General features: G+C 36.4%; 28 protein-coding genes. 21 read left to right on the top strand and 7 right to left on the bottom strand.

Annotated features, from left to right (window positions below):
* Positions 1-32: 32 nt before the first annotated feature.
* Positions 33-1,220 carry a hypothetical protein gene (locus tag DBR39_RS20810; protein WP_124536312.1) on the bottom strand — a complete coding sequence of 396 codons (1,188 nt, stop codon included), beginning with the start codon at positions 1,218-1,220 and terminating at the stop codon, positions 33-35.
* A 213-nt stretch (positions 1,221-1,433) separates the two neighbouring features.
* Between DBR39_RS20810 and DBR39_RS20815 the strand changes: the two genes are divergently transcribed.
* The 3 genes from DBR39_RS20815 to DBR39_RS20825 are packed head-to-tail and all read left to right on the top strand — an operon-like array spanning position 1,434 to position 4,301.
* A complete protein-coding gene (locus tag DBR39_RS20815) occupies positions 1,434-2,777 on the top strand; it encodes a cytochrome ubiquinol oxidase subunit I (RefSeq protein ID WP_124536314.1) in 1,344 nt (447 codons plus the stop codon).
* On the top strand, positions 2,774-3,778 hold the full coding sequence (locus tag DBR39_RS20820) for a cytochrome d ubiquinol oxidase subunit II (protein ID WP_124536316.1): 1,005 nt from the start codon (positions 2,774-2,776) through the stop codon (positions 3,776-3,778). Before DBR39_RS20815 ends, DBR39_RS20820 begins: the two co-directional genes overlap by 4 nt.
* A 7-nt stretch (positions 3,779-3,785) precedes the next feature.
* Positions 3,786-4,301 (top strand): ClbS/DfsB family four-helix bundle protein, encoded by a 516-nt coding sequence (locus DBR39_RS20825; protein ID WP_124536318.1) that lies wholly within the window; start codon positions 3,786-3,788, stop codon positions 4,299-4,301.
* A 36-nt stretch (positions 4,302-4,337) separates the two neighbouring features.
* On the opposite strand, the gene lysS is transcribed toward DBR39_RS20825, so the two are convergent.
* The 4 genes from lysS to DBR39_RS20845 form a co-directional block, all read right to left on the bottom strand.
* Complete coding sequence (lysS, locus tag DBR39_RS20830) at positions 4,338-6,032, bottom strand: lysine--tRNA ligase (RefSeq protein WP_124536320.1); 1,695 nt, start codon at positions 6,030-6,032, stop codon at positions 4,338-4,340.
* A 393-nt stretch (positions 6,033-6,425) separates the two neighbouring features.
* The gene (rlmF, locus tag DBR39_RS20835) at positions 6,426-7,358 is read right to left on the bottom strand and encodes a 23S rRNA (adenine(1618)-N(6))-methyltransferase RlmF (RefSeq protein ID WP_124536322.1); all 933 of its coding nucleotides are present in this window, start codon (positions 7,356-7,358) and stop codon (positions 6,426-6,428) included.
* Between the two features lie 3 nt (positions 7,359-7,361).
* Complete coding sequence (locus DBR39_RS20840; RefSeq protein WP_124536324.1) at positions 7,362-7,736, bottom strand: c-type cytochrome; 375 nt, start codon at positions 7,734-7,736, stop codon at positions 7,362-7,364.
* Positions 7,736-7,954 carry a hypothetical protein gene (locus DBR39_RS20845; RefSeq protein ID WP_124536326.1) on the bottom strand — a complete coding sequence of 73 codons (219 nt, stop codon included), beginning with the start codon at positions 7,952-7,954 and terminating at the stop codon, positions 7,736-7,738. The genes DBR39_RS20840 and DBR39_RS20845 overlap by 1 nt, the downstream gene beginning before the upstream one ends.
* Positions 7,955-8,146: 192 nt before the next feature.
* Between DBR39_RS20845 and DBR39_RS20850 the strand changes: the two genes are divergently transcribed.
* The 14 genes from DBR39_RS20850 to DBR39_RS20915 all read left to right on the top strand — a co-directional run bounded on the left by DBR39_RS20850 (position 8,147) and on the right by DBR39_RS20915 (position 20,073).
* Positions 8,147-8,599, top strand: a complete 453-nt coding sequence (locus DBR39_RS20850; protein WP_124536328.1) for a cupin domain-containing protein — start codon at positions 8,147-8,149, stop codon at positions 8,597-8,599.
* Positions 8,600-8,790: 191 nt separating this feature from the next.
* Positions 8,791-9,432 (top strand): hypothetical protein, encoded by a 642-nt coding sequence (locus DBR39_RS20855; protein WP_124536329.1) that lies wholly within the window; start codon positions 8,791-8,793, stop codon positions 9,430-9,432.
* Between the two features lie 251 nt (positions 9,433-9,683).
* Complete coding sequence (locus DBR39_RS20860) at positions 9,684-11,108, top strand: anthranilate synthase component I family protein (RefSeq protein WP_124536331.1); 1,425 nt, start codon at positions 9,684-9,686, stop codon at positions 11,106-11,108.
* Between the two features lie 49 nt (positions 11,109-11,157).
* Positions 11,158-11,760, top strand: coding sequence for an anthranilate synthase component II (locus DBR39_RS20865; protein ID WP_124536333.1), 603 nt, complete (start codon positions 11,158-11,160; stop codon positions 11,758-11,760).
* Between the two features lie 41 nt (positions 11,761-11,801).
* On the top strand, positions 11,802-12,788 hold the full coding sequence (trpD, locus tag DBR39_RS20870) for an anthranilate phosphoribosyltransferase (RefSeq protein WP_124536335.1): 987 nt from the start codon (positions 11,802-11,804) through the stop codon (positions 12,786-12,788).
* Positions 12,789-12,969: 181 nt separating this feature from the next.
* Positions 12,970-13,749 carry an indole-3-glycerol phosphate synthase TrpC gene (gene trpC / locus DBR39_RS20875; RefSeq protein WP_124536337.1) on the top strand — a complete coding sequence of 260 codons (780 nt, stop codon included), beginning with the start codon at positions 12,970-12,972 and terminating at the stop codon, positions 13,747-13,749.
* A 12-nt stretch (positions 13,750-13,761) separates the two neighbouring features.
* Complete coding sequence (locus tag DBR39_RS20880) at positions 13,762-14,457, top strand: phosphoribosylanthranilate isomerase (RefSeq protein WP_124536339.1); 696 nt, start codon at positions 13,762-13,764, stop codon at positions 14,455-14,457.
* Between the two features lie 16 nt (positions 14,458-14,473).
* Positions 14,474-14,986: a hypothetical protein gene (locus DBR39_RS20885; RefSeq protein ID WP_109738125.1), complete on the top strand. Its 513-nt coding sequence runs from the start codon at positions 14,474-14,476 to the stop codon at positions 14,984-14,986.
* Positions 14,983-15,531 (top strand): GNAT family N-acetyltransferase, encoded by a 549-nt coding sequence (locus DBR39_RS20890; protein ID WP_124536341.1) that lies wholly within the window; start codon positions 14,983-14,985, stop codon positions 15,529-15,531. Before DBR39_RS20885 ends, DBR39_RS20890 begins: the two co-directional genes overlap by 4 nt.
* A 4-nt stretch (positions 15,532-15,535) precedes the next feature.
* Positions 15,536-16,720, top strand: coding sequence for a tryptophan synthase subunit beta (gene trpB / locus DBR39_RS20895; protein ID WP_124536343.1), 1,185 nt, complete (start codon positions 15,536-15,538; stop codon positions 16,718-16,720).
* Positions 16,721-16,806: 86 nt separating this feature from the next.
* Positions 16,807-17,541, top strand: a complete 735-nt coding sequence (gene trpA, locus DBR39_RS20900) for a tryptophan synthase subunit alpha (protein ID WP_124536345.1) — start codon at positions 16,807-16,809, stop codon at positions 17,539-17,541.
* A 31-nt stretch (positions 17,542-17,572) separates the two neighbouring features.
* Entirely contained in the window at positions 17,573-18,301 is a 729-nt protein-coding gene (lipB, locus tag DBR39_RS20905; RefSeq protein ID WP_103233737.1) for a lipoyl(octanoyl) transferase LipB, read from the top strand.
* 430 nt (positions 18,302-18,731) lie between these two features.
* Positions 18,732-19,691, top strand: a complete 960-nt coding sequence (locus DBR39_RS20910; RefSeq protein ID WP_124536347.1) for a protein-glutamine glutaminase — start codon at positions 18,732-18,734, stop codon at positions 19,689-19,691.
* 106 nt (positions 19,692-19,797) lie between these two features.
* Positions 19,798-20,073 (top strand): hypothetical protein, encoded by a 276-nt coding sequence (locus tag DBR39_RS20915; RefSeq protein WP_228447883.1) that lies wholly within the window; start codon positions 19,798-19,800, stop codon positions 20,071-20,073.
* Positions 20,074-20,109: 36 nt separating this feature from the next.
* Here the strand turns inward: DBR39_RS20915 and DBR39_RS20920 are convergent, their stop codons facing one another.
* On the bottom strand, positions 20,110-20,862 hold the full coding sequence (locus DBR39_RS20920; protein WP_124536351.1) for an SDR family oxidoreductase: 753 nt from the start codon (positions 20,860-20,862) through the stop codon (positions 20,110-20,112).
* Positions 20,863-21,122: 260 nt separating this feature from the next.
* On the opposite strand from DBR39_RS20920, the gene DBR39_RS20925 reads away from it, so the two are divergent.
* The 4 genes from DBR39_RS20925 to DBR39_RS20940 all read left to right on the top strand — a co-directional run bounded on the left by DBR39_RS20925 (position 21,123) and on the right by DBR39_RS20940 (position 23,250).
* Positions 21,123-21,755: an NAD(P)H-dependent oxidoreductase gene (locus tag DBR39_RS20925; RefSeq protein WP_103233743.1), complete on the top strand. Its 633-nt coding sequence runs from the start codon at positions 21,123-21,125 to the stop codon at positions 21,753-21,755.
* A gap of 31 nt (positions 21,756-21,786) precedes the next feature.
* Positions 21,787-22,221 (top strand): MarR family winged helix-turn-helix transcriptional regulator, encoded by a 435-nt coding sequence (locus DBR39_RS20930; RefSeq protein WP_124536353.1) that lies wholly within the window; start codon positions 21,787-21,789, stop codon positions 22,219-22,221.
* On the top strand, positions 22,222-22,647 hold the full coding sequence (locus DBR39_RS20935) for an organic hydroperoxide resistance protein (RefSeq protein WP_124536355.1): 426 nt from the start codon (positions 22,222-22,224) through the stop codon (positions 22,645-22,647).
* A 168-nt stretch (positions 22,648-22,815) separates the two neighbouring features.
* Complete coding sequence (locus DBR39_RS20940; RefSeq protein WP_124536357.1) at positions 22,816-23,250, top strand: hypothetical protein; 435 nt, start codon at positions 22,816-22,818, stop codon at positions 23,248-23,250.
* An 80-nt stretch (positions 23,251-23,330) separates the two neighbouring features.
* Here the strand turns inward: DBR39_RS20940 and DBR39_RS20945 are convergent, their stop codons facing one another.
* Positions 23,331-23,966: a peptide deformylase gene (locus tag DBR39_RS20945; RefSeq protein ID WP_124536359.1), complete on the bottom strand. Its 636-nt coding sequence runs from the start codon at positions 23,964-23,966 to the stop codon at positions 23,331-23,333.
* Positions 23,967-24,173: the final 207 nt, after the last annotated feature.

The raw sequence follows: 24,173 nt of genomic DNA on the forward strand, positions 1-24,173 counted from the left end.
GCTTATTTTTGTTTTTAACTTATATCATAGATCTATGGGGTATTCTTTTTAATTTTAAATATATTTTTCAATTTATAACCATAGCTAAATCTATTTTCTTTCTTGGTCATATTTACCTGTACTTCCATCCTATCTGGATAAAGAAAAAATTCAAAATAATTTATTTCATTTTTTTTGACCTCGATATCTGCTGTCTGTTGTTTTCCTTTAAGCATATCATCGTATTCTCCTAAAAATTTAAAGTCTGAAGACATGCTGTCAAAATGGGGTGTTACTTTAAATAGGAGAACATAAGTTTTCTTATCAAAATCATACGTTAAGTTCTGTTCAATTTTTTCGATAAAAAAAGAAACATCAGATTGATCATTCTTCTTTTTCACATAGAAAAATTCATTAGGCAGTACCAGTTTTATGTCTTTTTCCATCATATTCAGGTCTCCTCTTGGAAGAACATAATCATTGGTCATATTCTGAAGAGACATATTACTCAATGATCTGAAAAAACGGTCAATATTTTGTCTTGTTACATTTTCATCCTTATCCTCAATATAAGCTTTATAAAGAGCCAGTGTACATTCGTCACCAGAAGTCTGGGAATTGATATCTTTACATAATCTTGTTAACAGTCCTGGTGCAAATTCATCAACCTTTTCTTCAACATTAATTTTGTTTGCCTTATTAATATCTCTGACCAACTGGACATATTTTGAAATCTTACTGTTTGCCGGAATATCCATCATATTAAAAAAATGAGCAAGAACCTGTTCATTCGTCATATTCCGACAAATAACCATGTACAGGAAATTGGTGACATTATTGCGGGGGTTGTAGGTGGCAAAGTCTACTGTTCCAAAAGCCATTTTCCATGTATTATTATTTCGGACTGCAACCGTGGAAATATTCTTTCCCATCAGCTGGCTGTTCATCTGGGGAACCAGCACAAATCCAGTATTCAGGAAATCATATTTTCTGTTTTCAAAAAAAATCAGTTCCAAAGAATTAAAACTACTGTCTCTTCCACTGGAACGTTGAAGATTCTGGTAAAATACCTCACCCGCAATTCTTCGTCCTTCGTCGATAAAAAAGTTATATTCTGCCGGAAGATTGACTTGTTCTCCCTGAGGCATATAAATTCCCTTCAATCCGTTTCTGTACTGAGCAAAAGAATAGGAGTACAATAGAGAAAAAACAATAAAAACTCCTTTATTTAAAAATTTCATGGTTAATAATTTAATCAAAATTCCTGCAAATATGATATTTTTTTTCGGGGTATAAAAGTAAAAAAAAGCAGCGTTTTTCTTAGGGAAAACATAAGGAATAGCTAACCAATAAAAGATTCAAAATTAAAATGTATTGCTGAAATATCAACTGTTGTAAATCATATTCAACATCAATAATTTATGCGTAAATTTATTTACTGAAAAGTTGATATTATGGATGATTTTATAGCAGCACGCGCTCAGATGGCACTTTCTCTGGGCTTTCATATCATATTCTCCTGTGTGGGTATGGTGATGCCTTTTCTGATGGCTTTTGCCCATTGGAAATACCTAAAAACCAATAATGAAGTATATAAAGGATTAACAAAAGCATGGAGCAAAGGGGTAGCTATCCTTTTTGCTACCGGAGCTGTTTCAGGAACCATGCTTTCTTTTGAACTGGGGCTTTTATGGCCCGGTTTTATGAAACATGCCGGTCCTATTTTCGGAATGCCGTTTTCTCTTGAGGGAACCGCTTTTTTCATTGAAGCGATTGCTATTGGCTTCTTTTTATATGGATGGGATAAATTCAATAAGTGGTTTCACTGGTTCTGTGGATTTCTTGTAGGACTGAGCGGACTGGCTTCCGGAATTCTGGTGGTAGCCGCCAATTCATGGATGAACTCTCCAACCGGTTTTGATTATATCAATGGACAGTATCTTAATATAGATCCTATTAAAGCGATGCTGAATGACGCATGGTTTCCGCAGGCTCTTCACATGACTGTTGCTGCTTTTTGTGCGACAGGATTTGCCGTAGCCGGAGTACATGCCTTTATGATCATGCGAAAAAGAAATATTGAATTTCATACCAAAGCTTTTAGAATTGCTGTAGGTTTTGCCTTGATTGGAGCATTTGGAGCACCTTTAAGCGGTGATATTGCTGCAAAATCGGTAGCGAAAAGACAACCTATTAAGTTAGCAGCCATGGAAGCTCACTTTGAAACGGAGAAAGGCGCGTCCTTTGTCATTGGTGGAATTCCTGATGAAGACAAGGAAGAAATAAAATATGCCATTAAGATACCTAAAGTATTAAGCTTCCTGGTGAGTAATGATTTCAATTCTGAAGTAAAGGGTCTTAAAGATTTCCCGAGAGATGAATGGCCTCCGATTGCAGTTGTTCATTATGCTTTTCAGATTATGATCTTCTTCGGAGTGGTGATGATTGGTATCGGAGTTATCTATTTATATGCTTTCTTCTTCAGAAAAGAATGGCTGAGTAAAAACTGGCTTCTAAAAACCTTTTTAATAGCAACTCCTTTCGGATATATCGCTCTGGAAGCCGGATGGACAGTTACCGAAGTGGGAAGGCAGCCCTGGATCATTTATGGAATCATGAGAACAGTAGATGCCGTTACTCCCATGCCGGGAATACAGTATTCATTCTACTTCTTCACTGCAATCTTCGTATCATTATCATTGATTCTTGTTTTCCTTTTAAAGAGACAGATCCAAATGGTACCGAAGCTTTACGACCCTACCGACTCTCTGTTTAACGATAAAAACAAACCATCATGATCTACGTTGTAATAGGTTTTCTCTGGCTATCCATCTGTCTTTATATTATTCTGGGAGGCGCGGATTTCGGAGCCGGAATTGTAGAGCTTTTCACCCATAAAAAAGCCAGAAACAAAACCCAGGAAATCATGTATGAGTCTATTGCTCCTGTGTGGGAAGCCAATCATATGTGGCTGATCATTGCGATTGTAATTCTCTTTGTAGGATTTCCCGAAATTTATACTACCATGTCGACCTATCTTCATATTCCTTTGGTTCTGATGCTTTTAGGAATTATTGCAAGAGGAACAGCGTTTACGTTCAGACATTATGATGCTGTAAAGGATAACTGGCAGGTTTTATATACGCATATTTTCTACTATGCGAGTCTTTTAACGCCTTTCTTTTTAGGATTAATTGCTGCGGCAACGGTTTCACATTCTATCAATCCTGATGCTGTTGGTTTTCTGGATTTGTATATTTTCAGCTGGCTGAACTGGTTTGGGGTTTCCGTAGGATTATTTACGGTAGCGCTTTGTGCTTACCTTGCCTCTATCTTTTCATTGAGAGAAACCCGTGATAAGGCTGATCTTTTACTCATGATCAGAAAATCCAAGCAGACAATGATCTTTGTCGTGATTACAGGAATTTTAGTATTTGTTACTGCTTATATTTCAGATATTCCTCTTTTGATGTGGGTATTTTCAAAGCCTCTGGGGATTATGTCTATTGCCTTTGCTACCATTGCGTTATTGCTTATTTTAAGAGCAATGAACCGTCAGAAATTACTTCCGGTACGTGCATTGGCAGGATTTCAGATGGTGATGATTCTGGTTGCAGCAACCTATCAGCATAATCCTGATATTATTTTATTAGGAAACGGACAGCATCTTTCACTGCTGGAGCATATGGCACCTCCGAAAACGATTGCTGCATTGGGTTGGGCTTTGATGCTGGGTTCCTTATTTATCCTTCCGTTTTTATTTTATCTGATGGCTTCTTTCAGTAAGCTGAGAAAATAGGTAAAATATGCAGAGTTATAAAGACAAAACAGAGCTTATTGAAGAGCTGAATAAAAGATATCTACTGTATGATCAGGAATTTAACGATATAAAAGAAGATGAAAAGGATCTTCTGCGGGCTGGAGTTGACAAAACTCCATCACAAAATATTTCCTATCAATTGGGATGGACCCACCTGCTTTTGCAATGGGAAGCTGATGAAAGCAAAGGAATTGAAGTAAAAACTCCTACTCCGGAATATAAATGGAATAATTTGGGAGGATTATATCAGTCTTTTTATGACCAATATGGATTTTATAGCTTGCAACAGCAAAGAGAACTGTTAAAAAATAAGGTTGATGAAATTATTGACTGGATAGAAAACCTTGACGAGGACACATTATTTACTCCTGGGCAGAGAAAATGGGCAACGACTCCTGCTCAATGGCCGGTCTGGAAATGGATACATATCAATACCGCAGCACCGTTTAAAAATTTCAGGGCACAGCTTCGGAAATGGAAAAAAGAAAAAGGTACAGAATAACTCTGTACCTTTTATATTTATATTTTCTGAGAAATATTAAGCCAATTTTATCAAAAGATTTTCGTCAATCTTCTCCACTTTCACAATATTATTCTTTGTCAAAGTCTTAGAAGCTTTATCCCATTTTTTTCCTGAAAGTTTAGATTTTTCTTTCACCTCACTTAGAGAAAACTGCTCACCTGATTTCAAAATATCAAGAATAGCATGTTCATCCTCTCCCAATTCAATTTGAGGAACCGCTTTTTCAGGTCTCATCTGAGGGAAGAATAATACTTCCTGGATTGATGCATTATTCGTTAAGAACATGATCAATCTGTCCATACCGATTCCTAACCCTGAAGTTGGCGGCATACCATATTCAAGAGCTCTTAAGAAATCCTGATCGATGAACATTGCCTCATCATCTCCTCTTTCAGATAAAGCCATCTGTGATTCAAAACGCTCTCTCTGATCAATAGGATCATTAAGCTCTGAATATGCATTGGCAATTTCTTTACCACATACCATTAATTCAAAACGCTCTGTTAAGCCTTCTTTGCTTCTGTGTTTCTTTGTCAATGGAGACATTTCGATCGGATAATCTGTAATGAACGTCGGCTGAATGAAGTTTCCTTCACATTTCTCACCAAAGATCTCATCAATCAGTTTTCCTTTCCCCATCGTCTCATTCACTTCAATACCGATAGACTTGGCAAAATCGTATAATTCTTTTTCCGTTTTTCCTGTGATATCGAATCCTGTAAATTTCAGAATCGCTTCTGTCATGGAAACTCTTGGATAAGGAGCTTTCCAATTGATGGTATGCTCACCAAAAGTAGATTCTGAATTTCCATTAACCTGAGTGGCACAGAATTCCAATAACTTCTCAGTGAAATCCATCATCCAGTTGTAATCTTTGTAGGCTACATAGATTTCCATAGCGGTAAACTCTGGGTTGTGTGTTCTGTCCATCCCTTCATTTCTGAAGTTTTTAGAGAACTCATACACTCCGTCAAAACCACCTACGATCAATCTCTTCAGATATAATTCGTTAGCAATTCTTAAATATAATGGAATATCCAACGCATTGTGGTGCGTGATAAACGGTTTTGCAGCAGCTCCACCAGGGATAGACTGTAGAATAGGTGTTTCCACTTCAAAGTAACCCGCATCGTTGAAGAATGTTCTCATGGCATTGAACAATTTTGTTCTCTTCACGAAAATTTCTTTCACCTGTGGATTTACTGTTAAATCTACATAACGCTGTCTGTATCTTAGTTCAGGATCTGTAAACCCATCGTGTACAACACCATTGTCATCCGTTTTAGCCTGAGGAAGAGGACGTAAAGCCTTGGTAAGAAGGATAAAGTTTTTCACTAAAACAGTCTTCTCTCCTACCTGAGTCGTAAACAGTTCTCCTTCGATACCGATAATATCACCGATATCCAAAAGGTGCTTGTATACTTCATTGTATAATTCTTTATCTTCTCCCGGACAGATCTCATCTCTGTTGAAATAAACCTGAATTTTTCCTTTAGAATCCTGCAATTCTGCAAAAGAAGCCTTTCCCTGAATTCTGCGGGACATCAATCTACCAGCGATCTTCACCTGTTTACTTTCAGAAAAGTCCTGTTTTATAGATTCTGTAGTGTCTGTGATTGTATATTCATCCGCAGGGAACGCATTAATCCCCATTTCAGTAAGCTTATTCAGCTTTTCTCTTCTAATGATTTCTTGTTCTGATAATTGCATTTCTTATTTTTCTAAAAGCGTACAAATTTAGGCATTTTTGAGTTGACCATCAATTGATTTTTTCATAAATCTAAATTATTTCCGAAAAATTGAGTTCAGTGGATGGTTTTATAAGCTGGAAATGGATATCATTTTGAAATAAGCATTGGCCATTTATTTAACCACAGATTTTCACAGATGTTTTTGAAAATATGGGGCTATACTGTATCATACTTGCATTAAGCCTTGCCTAAAGCCTACTTCTATTGATGTATGAAACAGATTTGGAGATTTAATGGCAACCTAATCTAGCCCCGATAGGAACGTTTACACCGCAACATTATCTGGCATTGAGCGTAGGCGTGAGGAGTATGAGTGGATAGCGGGATGAAGCTCCCAAAAGAAAAGAAATTATTATTTGGTTTTCCAACCCTTTCGGTTCTGCTGGGGAATAAATGTCCAGGCCAGCATTCTGCTGATTTTTTGCCCCTGAGCCATATCAATAGTTTTGATTTCTATAGCTTTTACCTTTTTTAAAAGATGAGTCAGCTTATTGAGATTTTCCTTTTTGGAAACCAGACATGTGAACCAAAGAACCTGTGATGAGAACAGTGCACTTTCATTAATCATTTTGGTAATAAAAGCCAGCTCGCCTCCTTCACACCATAATTCCGACTGCTGACCGCCAAAATTAAGCAAAGACTGCCTGGGTTTTGATTTCTTGAGATTTTTTGTTTTTCTGATATTCCCTTTTATGGCAGACTCTTCAGAATCATGAAAAGGAGGATTACACATAGTAAAGGTAAACCTGTCTTCAGGATTAATGATATTTTTAAAAATATGATCAGCATCAGGCTGACTTTTCAACTGAATGACAGAGGAAAGATCTTCATTTTGGTCCAGAATATGTTGAGCATTTTTTAAAGAATCCTGGTTAATATCTGTTCCCAGCATTGTCCAGCCATACGACCTGTGACTGATCAAAGGATACACAAGATTGGCTCCTGTTCCTATATCCAGCCCTTTTACAACGTTTCCTGTTGGGACTTCATTAAAATTTTCAGCTAAAAGATCGGCAATATAGTGCACATAATCTGCTCGTCCCGGAATGGGAGGACAAAGATTGGTGTCCGGAATATCCCAGCCTTTAATATTATAAAAATGTAATAGTAGAGCTTTGTTGAGCAGTTTAACTGCTTTTGGAATACTGAAATTAATGGTTACCGTTTGATAAGCATTAACAAAGACATAGTGTTTCAGTTCCGGCACACAAGAAATGAGCTGATCAAAATCATAGGGATTACGATGCAGATTTCTTGTGTGCAGACTGGATTTTTCAGTAGACATATTTTATTTCTTCTGACTTAAAATATATTCCACCATTTTTTTGGCATCTTCTTTAGACACCTGTGGATGGGCAGCCATAGGCACGCTTCCCCATACTCCACTTCCGCCCTCTATGATTTTGGAAGCCAGCAGTTCAGTATCCTTTTCAGAGTACTTACCTGCGATTTCCTTATAAGAAGGTCCTATCATTCTCTCATTCACAGAGTGGCATCCTGAGCAGTCTAATGTTTCCATGATCTGATCACCTGAAAGATTAGATTTTGCCGGTTCTGAAACAGCAGCTGTTTCAGAAGAAGCTGCCACTTCTGCTGTATTTTCTTTTTTAGAACAGGAAAGGATCAGAAGACCCAGAGTTCCTGCCAAAAGTATTTTTTTCATTATTTCTTCGCTGTAGAATCTGTTTTAGCAGCTTCAGTAGCAGGGGCAGCCGGAGTTGTAGCAGCTGGAGCAGCAGGCTTAGCAGTAGAATCTACAACAGTAGCTGTTTCTGGCTCTTCAAGCATTGTGTTGCTATCCTGTAAAGAGTGATCTGCTTTTTTTGAGCAGCTTGCTAATAATAAACCTCCGATAAATGCGATTGCTAATACTTTTTTCATTTTTTTCTAATTTGGAAGCAAAAATATAAAAAATAAACCTTTAAACTTATGACAAATGTTTTCTTTGATAAATATTTTTTAAGATCTGAATTTGAATAAAAAATATTTCAAACATTAGGGATATTTAAATAGGGTTGCTATTTTTGTAAAACGGATTATCCGAACCAAAATCAATCTATTAATAAAAAGTTTATGACTAAAGAAAATGTATTTGGTACAGCTTTTTTTGTTGTGCTAACTTCCCTCCTTCTTTCGTGTGATAACTCATCAAACGAACCACAATCAGAGTATTCTGATACAATTGAATCGGTCACTCTGCTAAAAACCACAAAATCATGGGACGGAACGACTTACCCTGCCTATCCAAGCAAACAACCTGAAATTTCTGTTCTTAAAATTGCCGTACCGCCTAACAAAGCATTGGACTGGCATAAGCATTCTGTAATCAATGCGGCTTATGTAGAGAAAGGAGAAATTCAGATAGAAAGAAAAGAAGATGGTAAAACGCAATGGGTAAGAAAAGGTCAGGTTCTTCCGGAAATGGTAAATGTAGCCCACAGAGGAAAAACCGGAGATCAGGGAGCAACGCTGATTGTTTTCTATAGCGGAACTCCGGATATTCCTTTGTCTGAACCAGTAAAATAGTTGGTTTAAACGCTATCTCCGCAAAGTAATTATGATAAAACTCTATTTTTTTGTTCGCAACGGCACTTTGTTTAGCTAATGACAACCGCTTTTGCTGAGTGAAACGCCTTTGCGACGGTTTTAACAGTAATTTAATAACATCTTTGTGATCCCAGCGTTTAACAAAAGATTATTATAGTTATATTTAATCCATGGTTTTAATTTCAAAAATCCTGTTTTTCACCAGCCATCATGGTTTTTATACTGTGATTCTGCTGTTTGTATTCTTTGGACTTCTCTCCTATCTGACAAAAAAAGCATGGTTTTTGATTCCGATCATTCCTCTTGCGATACTAAACGGGTTCGGAGGACAGTTCTTAAATGCCTGGTTCCTGAATAAATATGGTGTCGAAAGTACCGCTATTATCACGTCTGATGTGGAAACCAATTCTACTCTCAATGAGATGTATATTCACGATTATGAAGCTATTGTAAAGAAACAGGACGGGAAATACACCACTACTTTTTTCTCCACGACTTCTGCAGCGATCTATCCCATCAGCAATTCAATCAGAATACCCGGTGATAAGGATATTCCTGTAAAATACATTCCCGGATATGAAAAGAACATAGTCATCCTTTATGATCAGTCCAGAGAAGGAAAAATTTTATTAGAATACGAAAAGTTAGCCCCCGTCAATTCTGCAAAAACCAAGTATGAGGCAGACAAAACGAATAAGGAATTTATTGAAGAATATATAAACGCATTGGAAGAGTATGTAAAAGAATATGATGATGAAACCTACAAAGAAAAAATCAAAGAATTGAAACATGAGCTCAAACAACTTAAATAACAGACTCTTATATTAAGTTTTTTTATTTTTCTGATTTTTTTTATTCATTGTATTAAAAAAATTTCTACATTTGTCCCATGTTTAAAATGAGCAACAATATTTGGTGGTGGCTTTCAAACTCTTCGTCGGGTCTGGAGGTATTGTCATGTTGCTAATCACACAGCAGAAATAATAAAATAAACAATATATAGGCTTTGACGGATACCGTTAAAGCCTTTTTTTTATTCTTAAACCTTACAAAAAACAACACGATGTATACGAACACCATTACAATAAAAACTGTTTCGAAAAAAACACTGGGAGACCTTCACACTCCCATGAATATCTACCTTAAGATCCGAGACAAATTCCGGGATACTATTCTTCTGGAAAGCTCAGATTCAAAAACTATTGACAACAACTTTTCCTTTATTGCAGTGAATGCCATTGCCGGAATTGAAGTGAAAAATCTGAACGAATACGAAATAAAGCTGCCTGCTTCCCCTCCTGTAAAGCAATTTATTATGGAGCGAAATATCACAGATATATTTGAAGAATTCCGAAAGATTTTCAAATGTGAAGAAACTAATGATTCTATTGAACAGACAGCACAAAGTCTTTTTGGATATACAAGCTTTGAAGCGGTACAGTTTTTTGAAAATATCAACCTTAAAGCACAAAGTAAGGAAGTTGAAATTCCTGTTCTGAGATACAGATTATACCAATATGTGATCGCTATCAATCATTTCAATGACGAAATGTACATTATTGAAAACTCTATTGATGGGGTAAAATCTGAGTTTCATCTGTTGGAAAACCTTATTAAGAACCAGAATACTCCGGTTTATCCTTTTGAAAAAACAGATGAGGAAACGTCTAATATTACCGATGAAGAGTATATTGAACTGGTAAAAACAGCCCAAAAGCACTGTATGCGCGGAGATGTTTTCCAGTTGGTTCTGAGCAGAAGATTTGAACAGAAATTCAAGGGAGATGAATTTAATGTATACCGTGCTTTAAGAAATATCAACCCTTCTCCTTACCTCTTCTATTTTGATTACGGAAATTACAAATTATTCGGATCAAGCCCTGAAAGCCAGCTGATTATTAAAGACAACAAGGCAATCATTCATCCCATTGCCGGAACTTCAAAAAGAACAGGAAATTTTGAAGCTAACCTTGAAGCTATTGAAGTTTTAAAAGCTGATCCTAAAGAAAATGCAGAACACACCATGCTGGTAGACCTTGCAAGAAATGACCTTGGAAAGCTTGGAAAAAATGTAACGGTTACTAAACTTAAAGAAATTCAACTGTTCTCTCACGTTATTCATATGGTAAGTGAAGTAACTGCAGATATTTCTAATGACATCAATCCTCTTGAAATGGTTTCTGCCACTTTTCCTCAGGGGACTCTCAGCGGAGCACCCAAACATAAGGCGTTGCAACTGATCAATCAATATGAAAAAGATTCCCGCGGATATTACGGTGGATGTATAGGAATGATCGGATTGAATGGAACCTGCAACCAGGCTATTATGATCAGAACATTCTTAAGCAAAAATAATACACTCTTCTATCAGGCTGGTGCCGGTATTGTTGCAAAATCGGTTCCGGAAAGTGAACTGCAGGAAGTCAACAACAAGCTGAATGCTCTAAAAAAAGCAGTTGAAAAAGCTGAAAAAATAGTTGAAGGTTAAAAATAAATTCAATCAACGGATAAACTAGCAACACACTAACAAAAAAGAAATGAACAACAATATAAACACCCAGCAGCCACAGCTTAAAGTTCTCGTTTTTGATAACTATGACAGCTTCACGTATAACCTTGTCCAGATTATTGAAAGAATTCTGAATCAAAGAGTGGATGTAGTAAGAAATGATAAAATTACTCTGGAAGAGATTGAAAAGTATGATAAAATAATCCTTTCTCCCGGACCTGGAATTCCTGAAGAAGCAGGTATTTTATTGGAGCTGATTAAAGAATATGCCCCTACAAAAAGTATTCTTGGTGTATGTCTGGGACAGCAGGCTATTGCGGAAGCTTTTGGAGGAAGTCTTATCAACCTGTCTGAAATTTTCCACGGAGTAGCTACCACTACTGAGCTCGTGAAAGAAGACACTAAACTTTTCAAAAACTTAAGCTCAGGATTAGAAGTCGGAAGATACCACAGCTGGGCAGTTAATACGGAAGGTTTTCCGGAAGAACTGGAGATCACAGCCGTAGATAAAGACGGAATGATCATGGCTTTACAGCACAAAACCTATGATGTGCACGGAGTACAGTTTCACCCTGAAAGCATTTTAACGCCTGAAGGAGAAGTAATCATTAAAAACTTTCTTTTAGGATGAAAACATTAGAAATCCCCTCAACAACAATAAAAACTCCCCAAATGAAAGAAATACTGCAATACCTGTTCAACCACAATACGCTTTCAAAATCAGAAGCCAAAGCAACTATGATTGAGATTGCACAGAATAAGTTCAATACCGCAGAGGTTACTGCTTTCATCAGTGTTTTCCTGATGCGGAATATTACCCTGAAAGAGGTGGAAGGCTTCAGAGAAGCTTTGTTACAGATGGCTGTCCCTGTAGATATTGATACCCGTGACGCCATTGATATCGTGGGAACCGGAGGTGACGGAAAAGACACCATTAATATATCAACATTGGCCAGCTTTGTGGTAGCCGGAGCCGGGCAGAAGGTAACAAAACATGGAAATTATGGAGCTTCTACCATTACAGGCTCATCCAATGTACTGGAAGAACTGGGATATCAGTTCAAAAACAGTTCAGAACAGCTGAATGAAGATCTTGAAAGAGCTAATATCTGCTTTTTGCATGCTCCTTATTTTCACCCTGCTCTGCAATCGGTTGGGCTATTGAGAAAATCTCTGGGATTAAGAACATTCTTCAATCTTTTGGGACCATTAGTGAATCCTGCAAAACCTAAATATTCTATGATTGGAGTTTACAATCTGGAAATTGCAAGAATTTACCAGTATCTTCTTCAAAAAGAGGAACGTGAGTTTATTTTGGTGCATGGTCTGGATGGATATGATGAGATAAGTCTTACCGATGACAGCAAAATAATTACAAAAAACGGTGAAGAAATCTATTCTGCAGAAGATTTAGGCTTCAATCCGGTAACGCTGGAAGATATTAAAGCAGGAAGCTCCATCCAGGAAACCGCAAAAATATTTATGAATATCCTGGAAGGAAAAGGGACAGAACAGCAAAATTCTGTGATCCTTGCCAATGCTTCAGTAGCCCTTTACAATACTCATAAATTTGGCACGTATGACGACTGTCTTTTCTTGGCTCAGGAAAGTCTGCAAAGTGGAAAAGCCTTGAATAGCTTTAACCTTTTAATTAATTAGTCTTATTATTTTTTAACCGTTAAGAATTTTTAAGGGATGAAGAATAGTTAAGATCATAGCTAAAGCTATTTATTCAGCCAAATCCCTTATTCTCCATCTTTGATGGATCTTAATTTATCTTATCATCTTAATATCCCTTAATGGTTTATAATTTTTATCATCTTATTAAATTCTGTATCAAATGACTATACTAGATAAGATTATTGAACGAAAAAAAGAAGAAATTGCTGCTGCAAAATCAAGCGTTTCTGTCAACCAATTAAAAGACTCTGATTTTTTTGGAAGAAAAACCTATTCTCTGAAAGAATCTATCAAAAATAAAAGCGGGATTATCGCTGAATTTAAAAGACAATCTCCTTCAAAAGGAATCATCAATAATAATGTTCAGCCCTTAGAAGTGGTTTCCGCTTACGAAAATTTTGGTGCCAGTGGAATTTCTATTCTGACTGACAGTGATTTTTTCGGGGGGAATTTCGATGATATTTTAAGTGTAAGAAGTGAAATTAAAATTCCGATACTCCGAAAAGATTTCATGATTGATGAGTACCAGTTTTATGAAGCCAAAAGTATAGGAGCTGACGTTGTTTTACTGATCGCTTCCTGTCTTTCCCCTGCTCAGGTAGAGGAATTCACGGAACTTGCTCATGAACTGGAAATGGAAGTCTTACTGGAAATTCATACGGAAGAAGAACTGAAGCATTGTAATTCAAAAATTGACCTTGTGGGGATCAATAACAGAAATCTTAAGGATTTCAAAGTTGATCTTCAGCATTCTGTTCAACTGAAAAATCTGCTTCCAAAAGACGTATTATCTGTTGCAGAAAGTGGTATTTACAACCTTGAAGATTTTAAATTTTTAAAAGTAAAAGGATTTGATGGTTTTCTGATGGGAGAATATTTCATGAAAAATACAGATCCAGCCAAAGCATTTGAAGATTTTTCATTACAAATTAACTCATAACGATCAACTACAATGAACCTGCAACTTACTAATCCTCTTTCCCCTCAACTTAAAGTCTGCGGCCTTACAAAACAGGACCAGATTCAAGAGCTGATCGCGATGAAGGTAGATTTTCTTGGCTTTATTTTCTATGAGAAATCGCTCAGATATGTTTTGAACCATCTAAGCCTGGAAGAAATTGCAAGTATTGACCATCATGGAAAAGTAGGTGTTTTTGTGAATGAAGAAACGGATGCTATTACAAGAATTGCTCAAAAAGCAGGGTTGAATTTTGTTCAGCTTCACGGTGATGAAAATAACGATTTTATTATTGAATTAAGACAAAAACTGAATCCGGAAGTCGGGATCATAAAAGTGATAAGAATAGGAAATGACCCCTCTGAAAACAAAAATAAAATAACACAAACTTTCAGCCTGCAACCTGCAGCCTACAATCTACAACCTATTTCCTATTACCTGTTTGATACCGACAGTAAAGCATTTGGTGGAACAGGAAAACAGTTTGACTGGACTTTATTGAATGAATTTGAGATTCCTCTTCTCTATTTTTTAAGCGGTGGAATTTCAGAAGATAATATCGGAGACATTGAAACATTGAAACAACAGCCTTTTGCTTTGGATATCAATTCAAAATTTGAAACGGAACCAGGAAACAAGAATATTGACAGGATAAAAAAGTTTAAAACCTTATACCAGCAAAATAGATAAAAAATAAAAACACACAATGATGAACATACATTTGCTAAAGAAGACATTTTATAAAACATTATTTCCACCCAAATTCGGAAATGAAAAAATCCAGAATCTGTATCACTTTGTTTCTCAAAATGACAGCAATATAGAACATTGGGAAGTCGGTGGATTATTGTCTAAATTCATTAGCACGATTAAAGATTTTGAAGAAAGTGACATCCAGTATTTTTTTGAGAGAATCAGCCTCTGGAACAGTTATTATCTGGTCATTATTTCTGATAAATTTTTAGAAAATCATGTAAGATCAGTGGTAAAATATGATTTAGGACTGATTTATGCTAAAATATTTCTGCTGTATGAAGATTCCGATCCTTATTATCTGATTGACAACCTGGAGATTGCAATCACCATGTATCAGTCAAAAATAGATAAAGCAACCTTAATAGATTTAATGCATAAAATAGAATTGTTATATTATAAAAAACTGATTACCAAGCAACAGTACGATTACCATCTTACATTTATTAATAGTTTAAACCCATGAAATATCAGATAAAAGAAAGCAAGGATTTACTAGAACGTGACATAGAACATATCTTGCAACTTTGGGACGTTTCTGCCTGGAGTACTATGAAACCAGACTATTTCCGTACTTTTTTCAAAGATTCGGAATTTCATTTACTGCTGGATGCCGATGAAAATATACTGGCGGTGATACGGCTGAATTTTGATTTTACCTTAAAAATATCAGATCATAATTATTCATTTGCAGAAGTTGTAGGACTTGTTTCCGCCTATGAAAAGAAGGGATATGGAGCCGCTTTGGTCCACAGTTTCAAAGAGAATGTCATTCAGAGAGCGTTGGAAACGATTGGCTTTTGTCATTCTGATCTTCGGCCTTTTTATGAAAAATGTTCGATCGAAATTCTTCATGACAAAGCTAAAATGATCAAAGAAAGTATCGATTCGGAATGGGTAGCCTCTGATGAAGATGATGATATTTTGATTTTTAATGCTTCACAGGAAAGAAAAGAACTGCTCAATCAGCTAAGCTTACAAAACAATGCTTATTTAATTACTAAAGAATAAAAAAATGAATTATAAAAACCCCGATGAAAACGGATATTATGGAGAGTTTGGAGGAGCCTTTATCCCCGAAATGCTCTATCCCAATGTAGAAGAATTACAAAAAAATTATCTTGAAATTATAGAGTCTGAAGAGTTTCAGGCTGAATATCAGGATTTGCTGAAAAACTATGTAGGTCGTGCTACACCATTATATTTTGCTAAAAATCTAAGTAATAAATATAAGACTCAGATTTACTTAAAACGGGAAGACCTCAACCATACCGGAGCTCATAAGATCAATAATGCACTGGGACAGGTTCTACTGGCAAAACGCCTCGGAAAAACAAGGATCATTGCAGAAACCGGAGCCGGACAACACGGCGTTGCCACTGCTACAGCCTGTGCTTTGCTTGGTTTGGAATGTATCGTCTATATGGGTGAAATTGATATCCAGAGACAAGCCCCGAATGTTGCAAGAATGAAAATGCTGGGTGCAGAAGTTATAGCAGCTACTTCAGGCTCAAAGACCCTTAAAGATGCGGTAAATGAAGCATTAAGAGACTGGATCAACAATCCTGTGACGACACATTATGTGATTGGAAGTGTCGTAGGTCCTCACCCTTTCCCGGATCTTGTGGCAAGATTTCAGAGCATTATTTCAAAGGAGATCAAAGAACAGCTTAAGGAGAAAATCGGAAGAGAAAATCCTGATTATGTGATTGCCTGTGTAGGTGGAGGAAGCAATGCTGCCGGAACTTTCTATCATTTTGTAGAAGAAAAAGAAGTGAAAATCATTGCTGCCGAAGCCGGCGGTCTGGGAGTAGATTCAGGAAAATCTGCAGCGACTACATTTTTAGGAACTCTTGGAGTCCTTCATGGAAGTAAAAGTCTTGTGATGCAGACCGAAGATGGACAGGTTATTGAACCACACTCTATTTCTGCAGGACTGGATTATCCGGGAATCGGGCCTTTCCATGCGCATTTATTTCAGGAAAAAAGAGCAGAATTCTTTAGCATTAATGATGATGAAGCCTTAAAATGTGCTTTTGAACTGACCAAACTGGAAGGAATTATTCCTGCACTGGAAAGCTCTCATGCCCTTGCTGTTTTGGATAAGAAGAAATTTAATGAAAATGATGTGGTAGTCATTTGTCTGAGTGGCCGCGGAGATAAGGATATGGAAACATACCTCAAAGAAATAAGAAGTTAGATGCTAGAAATTAGTATAGCATTAATCAGAAAATAATAACCTCTTCTAACTTCTCATCACTAATTTCTAACTACTATAATAAAGAAATGAAAAAACTAAATATATACTTCACTGCAGGAATTCCACAACTGGAAGACACCACTGATATTATAAAACTGATTCAGGATTCCGGAGCAGACATGATCGAAATCGGAATGCCTTATTCTGATCCTGTGGCTGACGGGCCGGTGATTCAGAAAGCCCACGAACTGGCTTTACAGAACGAAATGACGATTGAAAAGCTATTATCTCAATTAAAAGCCATCAAAAATGAAATCAGAATTCCGATTATCCTGATGGGATATATCAACCCTGTATTGAGTTTTGGATTTGAAAAGTTCTGTGCGGCATGTTCTGAAAGTGGTGTTTCAGGATTAATTCTTCCTGACCTCCCTCCTATCGAGTTCGAGAAAAATTATCAGTCTATATTAAAGCAATATAATCTCAATTTTACCTTTCTGGTAACCCCGGAAACTTCCGATGAAAGAATGATGTATCTGGATTCTTTAAGTTCAGGTTTTCTCTATGCAGTAAGCTCCTCTTCTACAACGGGGAATGAAAATGCGGTCTTAAAAAATGAAAACTACCTTTCCAGAGTAGCTTCCCTTCCACTTAAAAATCCAGTGATGATCGGATTCGGAATCAAGTCGAAAGAGGATTTTGAAAATGTAACGGAAAAAGCGGATGGCGGGATCATCGGAACAGCCTTTGTGAATATTTTACTTCAGGATAAAGACTGGAAGAAAAGTGCCATAGATTTTATCCATTCCATCAAAGGGTAAAATTCACTAAATTTGTATATCAAAAATTGAAATGAATACAAATCAGAATAAAGCAGTAGAATTTGAAGATTTAGGGATCAAAGAATATCAGCCTGCCTGGGACTACCAGGAACAACTGATGAAAAATATCATTGATACCAAAATAAAAAATAGGGATCTTCCCGAAGAACAGCATATTACAACTCCTAACCACCTTCTTTTTGTAGAGCATCCCCATGTGTATACTTTGGGAAAAAGCGGACATGAAGAAAATATGCTTGCCGGTATGGATCAACTGAAAAAAATTGATGCCACTTTCGTAAAGGTAAACCGTGGTGGAGATATTACGTATCATGGCTACGGACAGGTTGTAGGCTATCCTATTCTGGACCTTGAAAACTTTTTTACGGATATTCATTTATATATGAGAAACCTGGAAGAAGTGATCATCAGAACCATTGCTGAGTATGGTCTTAAAGGAGAACGTTCTCCTGGAGAAACCGGAGTTTGGCTAGACGTTGGTAAGCCTTATGCCAGAAAAATGTGTGCTATGGGAGTGAAAGCTTCCCGATGGGTAACCCTACATGGTTTCGCATTGAATGTGAATACGGATATGCGCTATTTTGAATACATTATTCCATGTGGTATCAAAGATAAGCAGGTGACTTCTTTAAAAAGAGAGCTTGAAAGAGAACTGACACCAGAAGAAATGGAAGAATTAAAGGCTAAGATCAGAAAACATTTTGCAGACGTTTTCCAGGCAGAATTGATCTACAAATAGTCTGTATAAAATAAGATATAACAATCATAAAAACCAGTTTCAATAGTTGAAACTGGTTTTTTAGTTTAAATTATTATAATGTTTGATTCCCACGGAATGGGTAAAAAGATAGATAAACTGTACATAAAATGCAGGCATTCATCCACTAAAAACGGATCTATTTATATTTTATCTATTCCAGAGAATCCAGCCCGTAAGAATCAAAAACTTCGATATTTTACAATTTCCTGCTTTTCCTGAATATCACTATCAAAATCATTAGGTTTTCTCCCCTTTCCAATATCATAAAATCAAAAATATAACACAATTATGTATTTTTTGAAAAAAAATCTTGCATATGTTTTAATTTTTATTACTTTTAATATCACAAAATAGTGAACTATTACAATTAAAAAGTTCACTAAAAACTAACCACCAAAATATAAAAACTATGAAAAAATTTCTGCTATCCATGATGGTATTTGTGACGATGATGTCATTCAATGCCTGCTCAGATTCAAGCGCCAACCAGGATCCGAATCTTGTAGCAAAAGAGTCTAACGAAACTGCTATGAAAGATTTTGGCAAGACCGTCCCGGTAGGGATCGAGAAAGAAGATGGAAAATTCAAAATCTCATTTATGGTTACTGCCCAGCCTTATGAAATTAAGGACAGTAAAGAAAATGCAGCTTATATTTCCATGATCAAAACGGCTGTTGAGAACGAAACACCTATTCATGTTTTCCTGAAGGCCAATACTAACGAAATTGCAAAAGTAGACAAAGCAACAGATGATGACATCCGTTATTTCAAATCTGTCTTCACCAAAGAAGCAAAAGAAGAAAACAGGAAAGCGGTAAGTGTTATTCCTAATCTGGCCACTTTAAACAGTCTGTTTGCCCAAATCAAAAATCAGGCTTGCGGAACTTCTACGGCATCTTCACCATGTATCACGTTCAGATATCCTGTTGATGGCTGCTATGCAAGAGCTCACAAAATGAGACAAATATTACTGAATGCAGGTTACGACTGTGAAAAACAATTCGTATATGGAAACCTGAGAGCTTCTACAGGAACTTGCTGTGTATCTTGGGTATATCACGTAGCCATATTGGTAAGCTTTAAGAATGCTTCAGGAGTTGTTGAGAAAAGAATCATAGATCCTTCATTATTCTCAAGCGGACCTGTAACTGATGCTGCATGGAGAGCTGCATGTACCAATACCAGCTGTGGATCTGCTTCTGTATCTTCTTTCGCCAATACGGCAGGAAATGTTTATTACAGAAGTCCGTCAGGATCTTTACTGTATGATAACAATTATGTAAATACCAACTGTGTATTGAATATATTCTCATCCCTATCAGGATGTTCTCCTTCTCCTGCACCAAGTGTAGCTAGCTGTGGATTTTAACTAATTTATAGAGAGCTCCTGTATTTATTGTAATATATTGCAGGAGCTTTTTCACTTAATACTTTTCGTTATGAAACCCTGGTCCTATCTATTATTACTTTTTATTATGATCACATCCTGTTCCGGTAACTCCAGTTCACAGAATTTAACCTGGTATAACAATTCCACGATAACCAATATTACCGAAGATCCCGACAAACCGAATGAGGTTATACGTGTTTCTATCGGCATAAGTGCTCAGGTTTTTTATCTTTCAAAAAAATCTACTGACTACAAAATTCTTCTGGAAAAAGCGACCCAAAGCTTTAAGAAAAGTAAAACATATGATATAGGTATTGAAAATAAAACCAATATCATCAAAGAGATTAAGGAGGTCAAATAATCTTTGATCCTCATCAAAAGCTTAAATGATCCGGCGTTATCTGATCACAGAAATCCCGGCATCTACTTTTATCTCAGCTCCATGGATGTATGAAGCTTCCTCTGAAGCAAGGAAAAGAACGACACTGGCTATCTCTGATGGTTCTCCCTGTCTTTTGAAAGGGATTGTAGGAATAATATCATTAATGGCACTTTCGATCTGCTCCCCGGTTAAACCTGTATTATTAAAAATATTGGTTTTAATATGTCCCGGGCTTACTCCATTCACACGAATACCCCGTTCTGTGAGCTCTACCGCAAAGGTTTTGATGAAAGACTGTACTGCTGATTTGGCTGCCGAATACACCGAAAAATTAGGCATGGCAATATCTGTCGCCACTGAAGTATTGAAAATAACCGAACTTCCTCTTTCCATCAATGGCAGCATCTGCTGAACGGTGAAAAAAGGTCCTTTTACCAGCATATTGAAAAGTTCATCAAACTGGTTTTCATCTACATATTCTACGGGTACAAATTTTCCGTATCCTGCATTGGCAAAGACCAGATCAATATGTTCCGTATATTTTCTGACTTCCTGCTGCAGCTTTATCAGGTCTTTCATATTTCCGGCATTGGATACAATTCCAGAAGCCTTCTCCCCTAGTTTTTCCAAAGCCAGATTCACAGTTTCTTCACTTCTTCCTGTGATAATCACAGATCCTCCTTCTTCAATGAATCTTTGAGCGGTTGCCAAACCCATTCCATTGGTTCCTCCCGTAATTAAAGCGGTTTTGTTTTTAAATCTCTGCATTGTTTTTAGTTTAAAATTCTATTACAAAGATTAGAATAGCAGTGCTTTTAAAAAATCCGAATCATGTGGAAATGGGTAAAGGCAAATTCGTTTTTTCTCTTGCTTATTTTAGTTCATCAATAATCGCTATCAATAAAATCTTTCAAAATTAAATTGCGTGCAATTTAATTTGTCATATATTTGCATAGTTAATTTACTTCAAAAAATTAGAATTGAAGTTCAATAATCATCAAGTAGTTTAATTTAAAACCAAAAGAAAAATGTCATTAATAGAAAATCTAAACTGGAGACACGCTGTAAAAGCTTATGATCCCAACAAAAAAATTTCACAAGAAGACCTTAATACTATTTTAGAATCAGCAAGGCTGGCTCCTACTTCATCCGGTTTACAACCATTCAGAATTATTGTAGTAGAAAACCAGGAGTTGAAAGATAAAATGGTAGCCGGAGCTTTGAACCCTGAAGTGATGAGAGATTCTTCTCACGTTTTGGTCTTTGCAGCATGGGACAGCTATTCTAATGAAAAAATTGACAAAGTTTACGATTATCATACTGATGTAAGAGATCTTCCAAGAGGACGTTTCGGAAGCTATACCGATAAAATCAAAGAAATGTACAGCGCACAGTCTGCAGAAGAGCATTTTGCACACACTGCCCGCCAGACGTATATTGCTTTGGGTATTGCTCTTGCACAGGCTGCAGAGCTTAAAATCGACAGTACACCGGCAGAAGGTTTCAGCAACGCTGTAGTGGATGAAGTATTGGGATTAAAAGAATTAGGACTAAAAAGTGTAAGTCTTTTATACCTTGGATACCGTGACGAAGCTAATGACTGGCTGTCTTCTATGAAAAAAGTCAGAATTCCAATGGATGAATTTATCATAAAAAAGTAATACCTTCATCGAATCTTTCGTACTCAAACTTATGGAAAATCCGAAAACACCCAAATTAGAAAACCAGATCTGCTTTCCGTTGTATGTAATTGCTAAAGAGATTACAGGGCTTTATCGTCCTTTTCTTGATGAGCTCGACATTACATATCCGCAGTACCTTGTGATGATGATATTATGGGACGGAGACGGCCTGACGGTATCTCATATTGGAGAAAGGCTATTTCTGGATAGTGGGACTTTAACTCCTCTTCTCAAAAGACTGGAAACCAAAGGATTCATCATCAGAAAACGTAAAAAAGAAGACGAAAGAGTGGTTGAAGTATTTTTAGATGAAGCTGGCAAAAAACTTCGTGAAAAGGCTTGTGAAATTCCTGGAAAAATCCAGAAAAAAATTGATATACAGCCTGAAGAGCTTTTACAGCTTAAAGAAACAGTTTTAAAAATCTTAAACAAAATAGAAAAATAAATGAAAACATTATATACAACCCAGGTTACTGCTCAGGGTGGCAGAAATGGACATGTGAAAAGTGAAAACGGAGTATTGGATCTTGAAGTAAGAATGCCTAAAGCTCTTGGAGGAGCGAATGATGATTTTGCCAATCCTGAAATGCTTTTTGCAGCCGGATATTCTGCATGCTTCGATAGTGCGCTGAACAGAGTAATCAGTCTTTCTAAAGTAAAGACGGGAGAAACTACAGTAACGGCACAGGTAAGCATTGGCCAACTTGAAAATGGTGGTTTCGGACTGGCTGCAGAGCTTGATGTGAACATCCCTGGAGTTTCTATTGAAGAGGCCCAGGAGTTGACAGAAAAGGCACACCAGATCTGTCCTTATTCTAATGCTACCAGAAATAATATAGAGGTGAAGTTAGCGGTAACTAACAACGATTAATCCAATTTTTTTAAGCATAGTTATAACGAAAGGAGCTGTTTCCGTGGAAACAGCTCCTTTTTATTTTTTATTTTCCCTCAGATTTCGCAGATGGGCACAGATGATTATGTTTATTGTAAATGATTAATGCTGCTATTTATTTTCTTAAAAATAGAGTAATTTTATGTAATGGAAATCATTATAGATATTGTTTGTCAGGTTTATGCGGGACAAAAATCAAGAGAGATCATTGATTTGGTTTTGAATACTTTTATTCCCGACTATGAAAAATTAAATCTTGATTACACATATCCAAAACACGATAAAAATTATATTTTTAAAACAGAGGAGGAAATGATCAGTTATTTCATTGAAACTCCTTCCATCGATCAGACATTTTACTGGAATAAATATCATGACAATCCGAACAGAATAATGGTAGGAGCCAACATTACTGATGATGATAAGCTTATAATGAGCTTAACGATGGATGCTACTGAAGAAGAAAAGAACATGTATTTTAATCAGCTTAAAAAACTTTTACAATCTGATATTGGAATAGTTACTTACGTGAATCCCGCAGAATATGAAAATGGAAAAGATTTTATTGCAAAATATGAATAGAAAACAGAAATTCACTCAATCTTGTTGATCGATTCACATTATATAATAGCTTGTCATAATTCAAAATTTATAACTCATCATTATCTTCTATCTTTCATCAAATCGCTTTTCTGATAGGCGTCTACTTTTTTGTAAGAGTTATTTTTCTCTTTTTCCTTTTTATCGGAAATCAGGATTCCGGAAAGGTGGTCGATCTCATGCTGGAAAATAACGGCTGTAAAACCTTCCACTATTTCTGAATATTTCTGCCCTTTCAAATCCACATATTCCAGTTGAATCACTTTACTTCTATAGAACTGATCTCTGAAATCAGGAATAGATAAATCTCCTTCAGGGCCAAGGTTCTGCAGATCAGAACGCCAGATAATTACCGGATTGATAAAGTATTCCAATGGAGTTCCTTCTTTGTCAAAACGCTGCACCCAAATAATTTTTCTGTTGATTCCCACCTGAGGGGCTGCAATTCCTACTCCACCATCTGTTGAAAGAAGAGATTCTTTCATTCTTTTGACCAAAACAGCGGTATTCGGGTCAAGGGGATCGGCTTCCGAAGAAATACTCAGCAATGTTTTATGCTGATTGTTATCTGTCGTCTGATAGATTGGCAGCGCAGTATTTGCATCTCCCTGATTAATAATTGAAAGCTCATTAGAAGTGAGTTTCTGGGCATTCATTAAGCCTATAAAAAGGATCAGCAGGATGGGTAATTTCTTCATGTTTTTTGAATGTGATACAAAGGTAAATATTGTAGAATAAAAATGATTATTTATCCGTGAATTTTAAGTTTTGGCTAAAGCCATTGGAGTTTTATTATAAAAATAAAACGGGCTAAAGCCCGTTCCTATTGAATTGTATGTAAGTAATTGATTTTTGTCATTCTGAAAGGAATGCAATGGATTGAAGAATCTTATAATAAATTAATA

Source organism: Chryseobacterium sp. KBW03 (genome assembly GCF_003852415.1).
Taxonomy (GTDB): domain Bacteria; phylum Bacteroidota; class Bacteroidia; order Flavobacteriales; family Weeksellaceae; genus Chryseobacterium; species Chryseobacterium viscerum.